This window comes from Adlercreutzia sp. St.1H8 (assembly GCF_059728655.1).
Genome location: NZ_AP039376.1, coordinates 2656524 through 2670441, shown reverse-complemented (window position 1 = coordinate 2670441; position 13918 = coordinate 2656524). Strand labels below are relative to the sequence as shown.

Below are 13918 nucleotides of genomic sequence, written 5' to 3'. Positions count from 1 at the left end.
CGCCTCGGCAGGCCCACCCGGCAGGTGGCGAGTATCGGGAGAGCGTCAAGGCGCCTCGCAGCGGACGTGCTTCGAAAAACGCCCCCCTGCGCGCAAATTGGGACGGTTTTGCACTCTCTTCCGGGCTGCGGCGAAGGACTGCTCAGGAGACTGCTCGCAAAAGGCCAGGTGAGTGGGGTTCGCATAGGGGCGACTGCTTGCAAAGCGGTCGCCAAGCACCATGCCAAGAGTGCAAAACCGTCCCAATTTGCAGACGGCCCCCGCTTTCCGAAGGTTTTGGGTGGCCGGGCAACCCCCAACTGCCGCCCTCCACCGCCGGGTGCCGCCGCCCGCACGGAGCCCCGCACGCTTCAGCGCTTTTCGTGCGGCAAGGGCGCTAAGCCCCCGAACGGCGAGCCTCGCCGTTCGGGGGCTTAGCGCCTCCCTACAGCTCCACCGTGCCCACCAGGCGCATGAGCTGCTGCTGGCTGTGGACGTCGAGCTTGCGGTAGATGTGGCGGATGTGGGTCTTGGCGGTGCCCTCGGAGACGTAGAGCTTCTCCTGGACGTAGGACGACTTGAAGCCGCGCGCTAGGAAGAACATGACCTCGGCCTCCCGCTTGGAGAGCAGGTAGGTGTTGGCGATGGCCTCGCACTGCAGGCGCAGCTGGTCGGCGCTGCCTGCAGTGCTCGCGCCGGCCTCGGCCTGGCTGCCGATCTCCCCGAGCATGGCCAGCCGCGCCTCCGAGGGCTCGGAGGAAGAGGCGGCGTCGGCGGAGTGCGGGCCCTCGTCCAGCTCCGGCGCCTCGTCCGAGCCCTCGGGTTCCTCCGGGTCGCAGGCGCGGGCCGGGGCGTCGGTCGCCTCGCCTTCGCCGCCCGTCGCTCCCGCGACCACGTGCGCCAGCCCCGCTCCTGCGCCGCCCGCCCGGCGCCCGCACGGCCTCGCGCTACGCCTTCGGGAGCCTCACGGTAAAGACCGTGATAGCCTCCCCGCCGTCTTCGGCGGAGGGGGCGCAGGGCGTGCTCGCGGCGCTGATGGCACCACCGTGGTCGCGGGCTATCTCGCGGGCGATGGCCAGGCCCAGGCCGTAGCCGCCGGCTGCGGGCTCGTCGGCGTCGGCGACGAGCCCGCGGGTGCGCGCCGCGTCGACGCGGAAGAAGCGGTCGAACACGCGCGCCAGGTTCTCGGGCGCGATGAGCGGCCCGCGGTTGGCCACGCTCAACACGGCCTCGCGGCCCTCTGAGGCCAGGCGCACGGTCACCTCGCTGCCGGGCTCGGCGTACTTGCAGGCGTTGTCGATGAGCACGGCGGCCAGCCGCTCAAGGCGCGCCGCGTCGCCCTCCACACGCACTGCTGGCTCCAGATCGCACGCGATGGAGACCCCGCGGTCAAGCGCCACGGAGTCGAACTGGAGCGCCTCGCCCTCCGCCAAGTCGCTCAGGTCGACGGTGCTGAACCCCGCGCGCAGGGCCGCCGGATCGGGCGTGCGCGCCAGGTCGAGCAGATCGCCGACGAGCGACTGCATGCGTCGCGCCTCCACCTCGGTGCCGGCCAGCCACTGGTCTTGGGCCGCCACCAGCTCCTCGCCGCGGCTGCGCACGATGGCCAGGTTGGCCAGGATCACCGTGAGGGGGGTCTTCAGCTCGTGCGACGCGTCGGCGACGAAGCGCTGCTGCTGCTCCCATGCCCGTTCGACGGGGCGCAGGGCCCAGCGGGCGAACAGGATGCTCACCGCCAGGAAGATGAGCAGCGCGCCGGCGCCTACGCCGATCAGCGTGAGGGCCAGGTTCTGCCACGACGAGGCGGCGGTCTGGTCGGCGAAGGCCACCAGCACGTCGCTGCCGGCGCGACGGGTGGCGAAGAACAGCCCCAGGTCGCCCAAGTACCCCTGGGCGCTGCCGTCTTCCAAGGCGTCGGCTAGGGCCTTGGGGAGCAAGTCGGGCGCCACGGAGGCCGTGGTGAACCGGCCGAGGGCCGTCGCCGTGCCCTGGGCGTCCACGCGGTAGACCGCCATGGGCGTCAGGCCCTGGCCGTCGCCGCGCCCGATCTCCGGAGGCGCTGGCGTGTCGTCGCTCGGCGCCTCGTCCGCTGGGGGCTCCTCAGCGCTAGGCGGCGCGGGAGCCTCCGGCGCCTCGCCTCCCTGCGCCTTCTCGCCGAGGGGGTGGCGCTTCTCGGGAATGAGGGTCGGCTCGCCGAAGAGCCTCCCGTCGCCGCGATGCCCGGCGTCGACCGATGCGGCCAGGCCGAGGGTCTGGCGCAGCTCGTCGTACACGTCGTCGACGCTCTGGCGGTAGTCGAGGTAGCCGATGGCCGCGAGGGCCGCCACCAGGGCGAGGGTGACCACCGTCATCGACAGCGCCACGAACTTCACCCGCAGGCGCCGCAGCATGGGCTGGGCTGCTCCCGCCCCGGCATCGCCGCTCATGACCGTGCGTCCTCCGCGTGCTCCGCCAGGCGGTACCCGGCACCGCGAATGGTCTCTATCTGCGCAGTCGAGCCCAGGTGGCGCAGCTTCTTGCGCAGGAACGAGACGTAGGCCTCCACGTTGTTGTCGCCCGCGTTCGAGCCCACGTCCCAGGCGCGCTCGATGAGCGTGTCCTTCGAGAGCACCTGCCCCACATTTCCCATAAACAGCCTCATCAGGGCAAACTCCTTGGCGGAGAGGTGCAGCGTCTTGCCGCCGCAGCCCAGATCCATGGCCTCCAGGTCGAGCGACAAGTCGCCGGCGGCCAGCCGCTCGAACACCACATCGCCCTGGCGACGCGTGAGCGCACGCAGGTGCGCCATCAACTCGGCGGGGGAGAAGGGCTTGGTCATGTAGTCGTCGGCGCCGGCGTCGAGCCCGGCTATCTTGTCGGCGGTGGCGTCGCGCGCCGTCAGCAGCAGCACGGGCGTGCTCACCGAGGAGCGGCGCAGGGCGCGTGCCACGGAGAACCCGTCTTGGCCTGGCAGCATGACGTCGAGGATGATCACGTCGTAGAGTCCGCTCTCTCCCCAGGCCACGCCTGCGTTCCCGTCGTGCACGACATCCACTGCGTACCCGTTGTCCTCAAGGATGCGCGCCAGGGCGGCGGCCAGGCTGACGTCGTCTTCCACGATGAGTATGCGCACGGGGCCTCCTTCTCTCATGCCCCCATTGTAGCGGGCCGGCTGAAAAGTTCCTGAAAGGGACGGGCGGGGGTTTCAGGAAGTTTTCAGCGCCCTCCCGTAGGATGCGCTGCGGTGTTCCCCGGCACCTGCGGCGGTGCGGTCGTTCGTCTGACGAGCCGCGCCTCCGCACGCCGCCGTGTCACCGGCTTCTGCCCGGCACGGCGGCGCCCCTCCCGTCCGGCGGGGCCGTGGCCTCGCCGGAGCCCCTTGCCGACCGACGCCCCGAGAGGATGCCCTATGCCCGCCTATGCCGACGTGTTCCAGCGCGTGGAGAAGAAGTACCGGCTGGACGCCGCCCGACGCGCCGCCCTGGAGGAGGGTCTGGCCGCGGCCTTGGCGCCGGACGGCTATGGGCGCGCGTGCATCACGAGCCTCTACCTCGACACCCCGGAGCGCACGCTCATCGACCGTTCGCTCGAGAAGCCGCCCTATAAGGAGAAGCTGCGTCTCCGCGCCTACGGCGAGCCTGCCGGCCGCGCCCTCGCGGCTGCCTTCGCAGGCGGCGCAGGCCTGGCCGCCCCGGCTGCCGTCTCGGGTGGCGCAGGCCTGGCCGCCCCGGCTGCCGCCGATCTTGGCATGCCGGTGTTCCTCGAGATCAAGAAGAAGTTTCGCGGCGTCGTCTACAAGCGACGCGTCAGCCTCTCGCTGGGCGCTGCCGTCGCCTACCTCGACGGGGTGCCCTACGAGGAGGCCTGCGCGGCACGCCCCTTGGCCGATGCTGCGCTTCAGCAGGCGTCGCTCGCGCCGCGCAGCCGCCAGATCGCCCGCGAGCTAGACGCGGCCCTCGTCCGGCACGGTCGCCTCGCGCCCTCGATGGCCATTCGCTGCGAGCGCGTGGCCTGGGCGCCACGCGAATCGGCGGAGGCCGGACCGCGCGTCACCTTTGACGACCGGCTGGTCTTCCTCGACTTCCGCTTCGGCCTCTCGCCGTCTTCCGGCCCCGACGGCGCGCTGTCCCTCGGCTCCAATGCCGCGGCGCTTCCTGGCCCCGACGGCGCAGCGCCTCTCGGCCCTGCCTCCGTGCCTCTTGCTCCCGATTCCGCCTCCGCCTTGGCATGGCATCCCGTCATTCCCGCCGCCGAGGCCATCATGGAGATCAAGAACGCCGGCCCCTACCCGCGCTGGCTCGCGGCCCTCCTCGCCGACGTCCGCGCCTACCCCGCGTCCTTCTCCAAGTACGGCGCGGCCTATCAGCTGGCTGCGAAAGCCACGTTTTCCGCCGAAAATGGCACTGATTGGCGTTTCGGTACGGTGCAAGCCAGCCGACCCTCTCCAAGCTCCGGCGTTTCCCCAGGTCAGATTTTCTGCGAGCGCCAAAATCCCCCTCAAGGCCGGCAAATCGCCCCCGAATCGCCCCCACCACCGTACCAAAACGCCAATCAGTGCCATCCGCGCCCGAAAAACTGGCGCTCGCTCGTGAAAGGAGGCCGCTGTGCTTGATGCGGCATTCACCTCTGTCTTCGGCACGGCCGACTCGCTCGTCTCGGCTGTGTCTCCCGCCGACTTCCTCGTCTGCTGCCTGGCATCCATCGTGCTGGGCATGGCTTGCGCAGGCGTCTACATGTTCCGTCATAGCTACTCGAAGAACTTCGTGGTCACGCTTGCCCTGCTGCCGCTCATCGTCCAGATGGTCATCACCCTGGTCAACGGCAACCTGGGTGCGGGCATCGCGGTCATGGGCGTGTTCAATCTCGTGCGGTTCCGCTCCATCCCCGGCAGCGCGAAGGATATCGGCAGCGTGTTTCTCGCCATGGCCGTCGGCCTGGCCACGGGCATGGGGTACCTGGTGCTCGCGGTTGTGTTCACGGCCATCGTGGCGGTGGTGAACGTGCTGTTCGTGGCGACGCCCTTCGGCCGCCCGCGCGAGCCCGGCAAGACCCTCAAGGTCTCCATCCCCGAAGACCTCGAGTACGACGGCGTCTTTGACGAGGTGCTTGGTCGCTATGCTGCGGAATACGAGCTCGTGGAGGTTCAGACCACCAACATGGGCAGCCTCTTCCAGCTCCAGTATCAGCTGCGGATGCGCCAGCCCGGGCAGGAGAAGGCGCTCATCGATGAGCTGCGCTGCCTCAACGGCAACCTGAAGATCTCGCTCGGGCGTGCGCCGCAGCTGCGGGAGTCGCTCTAGCGGTGCGGCATCTTGCGGCTCGTAATGAAGAGAACCCTACCTATATATAAGTAAGAGAATACGCGAAAGGGCTTGCACTGCTGCGACAAGCCTGCAGAAGGAGGACACGTGGAAGAGAGGACGAGGCGCCGTCTGGGGCGCGTGGCCGCGAAGGATGGCGGGGGAGGAGCGCGCCGGGCGGATGCCCTTAGGCGTTGGAGAGCGCGTCGCGGGGGCGCTGGCCCCTTCCGTCACGGAGCTCAGGCCGCCATCGCGCGCGGTGGCGCGGGCGGGCTGGCCGCGTGCCCCCGGTCGCACGCCGGCCAGCGCGTGCTGGGCGCGGCCTTGGCGGCTGCGCTCGCGCTGGGGTTGGCCGGATGCTCGGCCGGGCCGGCCGCCGACGCGAGTGCGTCCGGCGGCGAGCCTGCCGCCTCGGAGGCCCCCGCGTCAGCCGAGGCGGCCGCCCTGGCCGACGTGGGGGCCATGGACTTCGAGTACAGCAAGCGCGATGGCGACGCCTCCTACGACGCGACCTCGGTCACGGCCGTCGATCTGTCCGCCGGTACCGTGGAAGGGCCCGGCGCCGCGTTCGACGCCGCCACGGGCACCCTTGCCATCAACGCGGCCGGCACCTACGTCGTGACCGGTAGCCTCGATCAGGGGCAGATCGTCGTGGAGGCGGACAAGGACGCCGACAAGGTTCAGGTGGTGCTGGCTGGCGCGTCGGTGCGCAACGAGTCCGGCCCGGCCCTCTACGTGAAGAGCGCCGACAAGGTGTTCGTGACCCTCGCCGACGGCACGCGCAACGTCCTGGCCGACGGCGCGTCCTACGAGCTGGCCGAGGGCGAGGACGAGCCGAACGGCGCCGTATTCAGCAAGGGTGACCTCACCTTCAACGGCACGGGCTCGCTTGCCGTGGAGGGCTCTTACCGCCACGGCATCGTCTCCAAGGACGACCTGGTTGTCGCCGGCGGCACCTACGAGGTGACGGCGGCGGAGGACGGCCTGCGCGGCCGCGACTGCGTGAAGGTGGCCGACGGCGACATCACGGTGACGGCCGGGGGCGATGCGGTGAAGTCCAACAACGACGAGGATCCGGCGCGCGGCTTCGTCACGCTTGATGGCGGCACGCTCGACCTGACGGCTGGCGACGACGGCGTCGACGCCTACACCCTCTTCCGCGTCACGGGTGGCACGGTGACGATTGACGCGGCCGATGACGCCTTCCGCTCGGAGGTGCTCGGGCGCATCGCGGGCGGCACGCTGTCTGTGCGGGCAGGCGACGACGCCTTCCATACCGAGTACGAGCTGGTGGTCGACGACGGTCAGGTTGACGTGGCGGCCTGCTACGAGGGCTACGAGTCCGAGAAGGTCTACGTCAACGGCGGGGCCACGCGCATCGTGGCCTCCGACGACGCGGTGAACGCCTCGACAGCGGAAGACCCGACCGCTGCGGAAGGCGAAGGCGAAGGCGCAGGCGCAGGGGCCACCGCAGGGGCGCCTGCCGAGGGCGCGCCTGCCGGCGACGCGCCGTCGGGCGGGGCGGGGAACCCGGGCGCCGCTCCGGCCCCGGCGCCCGGCTCTGACGAGGCTTCCCCCGGGGACGAGCGTCCGTCCTGGCGAGATGCCGCCCCTGGTGAGGACGGCTCGTCCGCCCCGCCCGCTGGCGCCTCGGCCGAAGGAGGCACGCCTCCCGTGCTGCCCGAGGGCACCGAGCCTCCCGCCGCCCCACAGGACGCCCCCAATGGCGCGTCGGCGGAGGGCGCCCCTTCCGCGGAGCGCCCCGGCGGCGCCCCCGACGGCGGGGGCGGACGCGGCGGCTTCGGGCCGGGGGCGGCGCCCTGCCCGGCGCCAGCGAGGAGTGCCTCATCCAGGTGAACGGCGGGTCCCTCGTCATCGTGGCCGGCGGTGACGGCATCGACAGCAACGGATCGGTGGAGGTGAACGGCGGTACCGTTCTCGTCACGGGCCCGACGGGCGGCGCGGACAGCACCCTTGACTACGAGCTCGAGGCCACCGTCAACGGCGGCACCGTCATCATGGTGGGCTCGGCGGGCATGGCCATGGGCTTTACGGGCGGCACGCAGCCCTCGGTCCTGGTGGCCGCGAGCGGCGCCGCGGGCGATGCCGTGTCCCTCGTCGACGAAGCTGGCGTCGTGCTGGCCTCCTTCACCGCGGAGGCCGCCTTCCAGAGCGTCGTAGTGTCGAGCCCCGATTTGGCCGACGGCGCGACGTGCCAGGTGGTGGTGGGCGGCATGCTGGTCGGCGCTGTCCCGGAGGGCGCTCTCTGGCGGGGCGGTTCCGTTGACGGCGGCTCTGCGGTGAGCGCCACCGTCTCCACCGAGGGCTCCTCCCGGCTTGAGGGGGCCGGCGGCCGCGGCGGATTCGGCGGGTTCGACCGTGGCGGCGATCGTCCAGATGGAAAGGGCGGGGTTACTGCTTAGAAACAGCGGAGGACGTCATCGGAGCCTGTGCCGGAGTCGGGGATATCCTGACTTCGGCACTTTGAATTTTCCCTGAAACCTGTCTGCGTCTGTTACCAAAACGACATCTTTGCCTTGCGGTCGTCGGGTGCCTGTGATAAATTCACGGTTATCTGAGAAGAGGATCGATGCCGTTGCGGGGGCGATGGGCGTCGATGACAGAAGACGCGCATGCAGGGCAGCGCGCGGTAGCACACGCTTTTACCGCTCTATCTGCTTTGCGGCGCATTACTCTGAAAGCAGGTTCTCATGCGTAAGAATAGCGGCAAGGATACGCGGGCCCGGCGCAATCGCGTCAAGGGCGCAACCGCGGTAGTGGTCGCCACCGCGCTTGCGGTGACGCCCATCGCAGGCCTCACGTTGGCAGACGGTGATGCCTTCGGCGACAAGGACGCGGCTTCGGCCGTCATCGAGAAGGTTCGCAGCACCGGCTTTGCCGGCAGCGGCGCGGTCGTGAAGTACCTCAATGGCGGCTCCCTCAGCCTGGAGGAGCTCAACTCCATCGATCTGGGCGCCCTGCGTGCCATCGATCCCGCCACTGCGGACAACATCGCCAGCGCCAAGGCCAAGGCCCAGGCTGCTGCGGCCGAGAAGAAGGCCCAGGAGGAAGCGGCGAAGAAGAAGGCCGCCGAAGAGGCTGCCGCCAAGGCGGAGGCCGAGAAGAACGCGGCCGCCAACGGCGAGGCCGTCGAGCCTGACCCCGATAACCCGGCGCCCATCGTCGGTCCCGACTCCAAGGATCCGGACGCCGTCGATCCCGAGAACCCTGACGCCACGGATCCCGTGGAGCCCGGGGAGCCCGGGGAGCCTGGGGAGCCGACTGACCCCACCGACCCGGTTGACCCCGTTGATCCGGTTGAGCCGACTGACCCCACCGATCCGGTCGATCCGGTGGATCCGATCGACCCCGTTGACCCCGTCGAGCCGACCGACCCGACCGTCCCGACGGAGCCCGTTGACCCGGCTGAGCCGACCGATCCCGTGAAGCCGGTTGAGCCGACCGTCCCGACCGATCCGGCGGATCCCTCTGAGCCGGCCAAGCCAGGCGACCAGACCGATCCCGTGAAGCCGGCCGACCCGGCCAAGCCGGCCGATCCCGCGGACAAGACCGACCCCGCCGACCCCAAGGATCCGGAGGCCGAGGATCCGGCCAAGCCGGCCGACCCCGAGGCTCCCAAGGCTGAGGCCCCCGACGCCGAGGCGCCGGCCGAGGTCGTCGCGCCCACCGTCCCGACGCCTCCGGCGCCCGTGACGCCGGCCGACCCGCCGGCGGCGGAGAACCCGTCCTACCCGTCGTGGTCCTACAACGGCGATACCACCTACACGCCGAAGCACTACACCCACGATCTCACCACCGAGAAGTTCATCGCCATGATCGGCGAGCAGGCGCGTGAGATCGGCCAGGAGCGCGACCTCTACGCGTCCGTCATGATTGCCCAGGCCATTCTCGAGTCTGCCTCGGGCAATTCGATGCTGGCCAAGGCGCCGAACAACAACCTCTTCGGCATCAAGGGCTCCCACAACGGCGAGAGCGTCCTCATGCGCACCGCCGAGGACGACGGCACCGGCCTCATCTACTTCATTCTGTCGGACTTCCGCAAGTACGACACGGTGAAGGACTCCCTCAACGACTACGCCGACCTCATGTGCGAGGGCCTCGACGGCTTCTATGCGCCGGTGTGGAAGTCCAACGCCCCCACCTTCGTGGACGCCACGGACTACCTGGAGGGCCGTTACGCCACCGACACCCAGTACTCCGAGAAGCTGCAGGACATCATCGAGACCTACGATCTGACCCGCTTCGACGAGCCGCTGGACTACGAGATGGTCTCCACCTTCGAGTTCCCGGTCATTGATCCGGAAACCGGCAAGGAGATGCTCGACCCCATCACCGGCGAGGCGATCATGGAGCAGCGCACGCTCGCTGACCTGGTGGCCGAGGCCACGTCCCACCTGGGCACCCCCTACCTGTGGGGCGGCACCACCCCGGACGGCTTCGACTGCTCTGGCCTGGTGCAGTACTGCTACCGCGAGGTTCTGGGCGTCGAGATTCCGCGTACCACCTACTTCCAGTGCCTGGTGGGCGAGGATGTGGACTTCGAGGACCTGCACATGGGCGACCTGCTGTTCTTCGATCGCCAGTCCGACGGCGTGGGCCACGTGGCCATGTACCTGGGCGACGGCTACTACATCCAGGCGCCGCACACGGGTGACGTGGTGAAGATCACCGCCATGGAGGATCAGATGCCCACCTTCGCCAAGCGCGTCATCGAGACGCGCCCGGTGACCGACCAGGTCATCACCGACCTGGTGGAGGATCCGATGACTCCCGTTGCCGACCTCTTCGTCCTGGGCAAGGACAAGGGCTCTGCCAAGCTGATGTCCCAGCCGCTGCAGCGCCTGGCGCAGTTCCTGTCCTAAGCACACCTGCTTTCAGCCGCTCCTCCCCCGGGGACGCGGCCGTGGGCCCCGCCTCGCTCTCTGCTGAGCTGGCGGGGCCCTTCTTTTTGCCCCACTCGGCGGAAAAGGCGGTGGACGTTAGTTCGTTGGAGTAAAATGCGGTGTCATCTGGAAGAGGGTCCAAGAAGGGAGCGCAAGATGGACATCACCGAAGTGGACTACATTTGGAAGAACGGGGAGCTGGTTCCGTGGGCTGAGGCCACCACGCACGTGCTGTCGCACTCCCTGCACTACGGGTCTGGTGTCTTCGAGGGTATCCGCTGCTATAAGGACCCCGACTCCGACCGCAGCTTCGTGTTCCGCCTGCGCGACCACATGGAGCGTCTGCACCGCAGCTGCAAGATCGCGTTGATCGATCTGCCCTACACGGTGGACGAGCTGTGCGAAGCCACCCTCGAGGTCATTCGCGCGAACAAGCTGCCGTCCTGCTACATTCGCCCGCTCGTGTATCGCGGCTACGGCGTCATGGGCGTCGATCCCAGCGGCGCGCCGACCGATGTGGTCATCGCCGTGTGGCCGTGGGATGCCTATCTGGGCCCCGAGGCGTTGGAGAGCGGCGTGTCCGTGGGCGTGTCCTCGTGGCGTCAGCGCTCCAACAATGCCATCCCGCCGGCGGTGAAGGCCACCGCGTCCTACATGAACTCCATCCTGGCCAAGCTGGAGGCCAAGGAGCACGGCTACGCTGAGGCTATCATGCTGAACGAGGACGGCCTGGTCTGCGAGGGCACGGGCGAGAACCTGTTCGTCGTGCGCGATGGCGTGCTCTCCACGCCGCCGCTCTCCGACGGCCTGCTCGAGGGCATCACGCGCGACACGGTGCTCTGCCTGGCCGAGGATCTGGAGATTCCCGCCATCGAGGAGAGCCTGACCCGCTGCGACCTCTACGTTGCCGACGAGGTGTTCATGACCGGCTCTGCTGCCGAGCTGACTCCCATCGGGGCCGTGGACGGCCGCGAGGTGGGCAAGCCGGGCCCGGTCACCCGCGCCCTCCAGGAGCGCTTCTTCGCTGTGGCCTACGGTCGCGTGGAGGAGTACACTGACTGGCTGACGGAGGTCTAAGGCGCGGTGAGTCGCCGCATCCACACCTATGACAGCACGCTGCGCGACGGTGAGCAGTGCGAGGGCATCACGCTCTCGCTTGAGGACAAGCTGCGCATCGTCGAGCGGCTCGACGCCTTTGGCATTGACTACATCGAAGGCGGCTTTCCCGCGTCCAACCCCAAGGACATCGCGTTCTTCCGCCAGGTGCGGGAGCTTTCCTTGGCCCACGCGCAGATAGCCGCCTTCGGATCGACCTGCCGCAAGGGCGTGGCCGCGGCCGACGATCCGGGGCTGGCCGATTTGCTGGCCTGCGGGGCGCCCGTGGTCACCATCGTGGGAAAAACCTGGGATGCCCAGGTCACTCGCGCGCTTCAGACCTCGCTTGAGGAGAACCTGCGGATGATAGCCGATTCCGTGGCCTACCTGAAGGCCGCGGGGCGGCGCGTTGTGTTCGATGCCGAGCACTTCTTCGATGGCTACAAGGCCAATTCCGCCTACGCGCTGGCGTGCCTGCGCGCGGCCTCTGAGGCCGGTGCCGACTCGATAGACCTGTGCGAGACCAACGGCGGGGCGCTCCCCTTCGAGGTGGAGGAGGCCGTCGCGGCCGTCGCAGCCGCCCTGCCGGAGCAGGCGCTCGGTATCCACTGTCACAACGATTCCGGTTGCGCGGTGGCCAACACCCTGGCCGCGGTGCGCGCCGGCGTCACGCAGGTGCAGGGCACCGTCAACGGCATAGGCGAGCGCGTGGGCAACACCGACCTGCTCACGGTCATCGCCGACCTGGAACTGAAGATGGGCGCCGCCTGCGTGGGGCCCGACCGCCTGCGCGACCTGACCGGCGTGGCCCAGTACGTGGCCGAGCTGTGCAACGTGTCGCTGCCAGCTCATCATCCCTACACGGGCGCTTCGGCCTTCGCCCACAAGGGCGGCCTGCATGCCAGCGCCATCGCGCGCTTTCCCGAGGCCTACGAGCATGCACGTCCCGAGGCCGTGGGCAACAGCGCGCGCATGCTCGTGAGCGAGCTTGCGGGAAAGGCGTCGCTCGTCCAGAAGGCGGCGTCGCTCGGCCTTGACTTGACGGTGCCTGACGTGGACGTGCAGGCGGTACTCGACGACATCAAGCGGCGCGAGGCGGCCGGCTACTCCTACGAGGTGGCCGACGGGTCGCTCGCCCTGCTGCTCATGCGTCACTTGGGGGATTACCGCCCCGCCTTCACGCTGGAGAGCTTCCGGGTCATCGTGGATGATCACGAGGATACGGGCGCGCTGGCTAAGGACGCCATGTCCGAGGCCACTGTCAAGATTCACGTGGGCGCCCGCCGGTTCGTCTCCACGGGTGAGGGAACCGGCCCCATCGGCGCGCTCGACAACGCTCTGCGGCTTGCCATCAGCGAGTCGTATCCGCAGGTGGCCGCCATGGAGCTGATCGACTACAAGGTGCGCTTGCTCGACGAGAGCCAGGGAACGGACGCCATCACCCGCGTCACCATCACCTCCGCAGACACCTGCGGAACCTGGGGGACGGTGGGGGTGTCGGAGAACGTCATCGAGGCGTCGTGGAACGCGCTCGTCGATTCCATAGAGTACGGCCTGGTGCGCGCGGCGCACCGCGGGAGCCTTGAGCGCCCGGCGGCCGCTTCCGCAGAGGAGTGATCTGACCATGAGCGACATTCGCACGAAGGACGTTGACGACCTGCTGGCCGTGCTGGCGGCCCTTGACGATGAGGACACCGTGTTCACCTTGTTGGAGGACTTGTTCACCATTCGCGAGATTCGCGAGACCTCTCAGCGCCTGGCTGTGGCGCGGCTGCTTGCGGCGGGGAAGTCCTATGCCGCCATCGAGGAGGCCACCGGGGCGTCGGCCACCACCATCGCCCGCGTGTCCAAGTGCTTGAGCTACGGCAGCGGCGGCTACCGCGCCGCGCTCGACGTGCTCGAGGGAAAGTGAGGAAGCCGTGACCGTGCTGTTCGTGAATGCCTGCCTGCGCAACGAGGAGTCGCGCACCTTGGGCCTGTGCCGCGAGTACTTGGAGGGCATCGACGGCGTGCAGGAAGTGAACCTGGGCCAGATGCGCCCGGAGCCCTTCTATGCGGAATCCGTCGCCTACCGCGCTCAGCTGGAGGCAGCGGGCGTTTTCGACGACCCGGTGTTCGACCTGGCCAAGCAGTTCGCGGAGGCCGATGAGATCGTCGTCGGCGCGCCGTACTGGGACCTGTCGTTTCCCGCAGCGCTCAAGGTGTACCTCGAGCATGTGAGCGTGTGCGATATCACCTTCCACTACACCGATGACGCCCGCTGCGAGGGCCTCTGCCGCGCGCGGCATCTCACCTACCTCACTACCTGCGGCGGCTCGGTGGCCGGTGCCAACTTGGGCTATGAGTACCTGTGCGGTATCGCCCGCATGTTCGGCATCCCCGAGGTGCGCTTTGCCGTCGCCGAGAACCTTGACGTGCGCGGTATCGACGTCGAGGCGCAGCTCGCCGAGGCACGCGAGAAGGTAGCCGCCCTCAAGGCTGCCCGCTAGTTAGCGCTTCGTTCTGGTGGGGCCCTGCGGGCCGCTCCCTCCTTGCACGCAGGGTGGCCGGGGAAGGAGGGAGCAGCCCGGGCGCTCGGGGCGCCCGGAGGGAGGGGCCTAGCGGCTCGGGTGACGCCGGCGCCGGGGGGTGTCCGGCGACTCGATTGGCGCCGACGGTTTG

12 protein-coding genes are annotated in these 13918 nt (G+C 69.1%); 9 read left to right on the top strand and 3 right to left on the bottom strand.

Annotation, left to right across the window (positions count from 1 at the left end):
- Nucleotides 1-424 precede the first annotated feature (424 nt).
- Genes AC6I0Y_RS10630 through AC6I0Y_RS10620 form a run of 3 tightly spaced genes read right to left on the bottom strand, consistent with a single transcriptional unit; the run spans nucleotide 425 to nucleotide 3091 of the window.
- Nucleotides 425-874, bottom strand: a complete 450-nt coding sequence (locus AC6I0Y_RS10630; protein WP_497731760.1) for a response regulator transcription factor — start codon at nucleotides 872-874, stop codon at nucleotides 425-427.
- A 52-nt stretch (nucleotides 875-926) separates the two neighbouring features.
- Nucleotides 927-2405, bottom strand: a complete 1479-nt coding sequence (locus tag AC6I0Y_RS10625; RefSeq protein ID WP_497731757.1) for a sensor histidine kinase — start codon at nucleotides 2403-2405, stop codon at nucleotides 927-929.
- Nucleotides 2402-3091 (bottom strand): response regulator transcription factor, encoded by a 690-nt coding sequence (locus AC6I0Y_RS10620; RefSeq protein ID WP_160708133.1) that lies wholly within the window; start codon nucleotides 3089-3091, stop codon nucleotides 2402-2404. Before AC6I0Y_RS10620 ends, AC6I0Y_RS10625 begins: the two co-directional genes overlap by 4 nt.
- A gap of 276 nt (nucleotides 3092-3367) precedes the next feature.
- On the opposite strand from AC6I0Y_RS10620, the gene AC6I0Y_RS10615 reads away from it, so the two are divergent.
- The 9 genes from AC6I0Y_RS10615 to AC6I0Y_RS10575 all read left to right on the top strand — a co-directional run bounded on the left by AC6I0Y_RS10615 (nucleotide 3368) and on the right by AC6I0Y_RS10575 (nucleotide 13746).
- A complete protein-coding gene (locus tag AC6I0Y_RS10615) occupies nucleotides 3368-4570 on the top strand; it encodes a VTC domain-containing protein (protein ID WP_497731754.1) in 1203 nt (400 codons plus the stop codon).
- Nucleotides 4563-5258, top strand: a complete 696-nt coding sequence (locus tag AC6I0Y_RS10610) for a DUF4956 domain-containing protein (RefSeq protein WP_497731751.1) — start codon at nucleotides 4563-4565, stop codon at nucleotides 5256-5258. The genes AC6I0Y_RS10615 and AC6I0Y_RS10610 overlap by 8 nt, the downstream gene beginning before the upstream one ends.
- A gap of 108 nt (nucleotides 5259-5366) precedes the next feature.
- Nucleotides 5367-7115, top strand: coding sequence for a carbohydrate-binding domain-containing protein (locus tag AC6I0Y_RS10605; RefSeq protein WP_497731749.1), 1749 nt, complete (start codon nucleotides 5367-5369; stop codon nucleotides 7113-7115).
- Entirely contained in the window at nucleotides 7112-7681 is a 570-nt protein-coding gene (locus tag AC6I0Y_RS10600) for a hypothetical protein (protein ID WP_497731746.1), read from the top strand. Before AC6I0Y_RS10605 ends, AC6I0Y_RS10600 begins: the two co-directional genes overlap by 4 nt.
- A 288-nt stretch (nucleotides 7682-7969) precedes the next feature.
- A complete protein-coding gene (locus AC6I0Y_RS10595; RefSeq protein ID WP_497731743.1) occupies nucleotides 7970-10141 on the top strand; it encodes a C40 family peptidase in 2172 nt (723 codons plus the stop codon).
- A 177-nt stretch (nucleotides 10142-10318) separates the two neighbouring features.
- Nucleotides 10319-11239 carry a branched-chain amino acid transaminase gene (locus tag AC6I0Y_RS10590; RefSeq protein ID WP_497731742.1) on the top strand — a complete coding sequence of 307 codons (921 nt, stop codon included), beginning with the start codon at nucleotides 10319-10321 and terminating at the stop codon, nucleotides 11237-11239.
- A 6-nt stretch (nucleotides 11240-11245) separates the two neighbouring features.
- Nucleotides 11246-12874, top strand: coding sequence for a citramalate synthase (gene cimA, locus AC6I0Y_RS10585; protein ID WP_497731739.1), 1629 nt, complete (start codon nucleotides 11246-11248; stop codon nucleotides 12872-12874).
- Between the two features lie 7 nt (nucleotides 12875-12881).
- Nucleotides 12882-13169, top strand: coding sequence for a YerC/YecD family TrpR-related protein (locus tag AC6I0Y_RS10580; RefSeq protein ID WP_160708702.1), 288 nt, complete (start codon nucleotides 12882-12884; stop codon nucleotides 13167-13169).
- Between the two features lie 7 nt (nucleotides 13170-13176).
- A complete protein-coding gene (locus AC6I0Y_RS10575) occupies nucleotides 13177-13746 on the top strand; it encodes an NAD(P)H-dependent oxidoreductase (protein ID WP_497731735.1) in 570 nt (189 codons plus the stop codon).
- The last annotated feature ends 172 nt before the right edge of the window (nucleotides 13747-13918 follow it).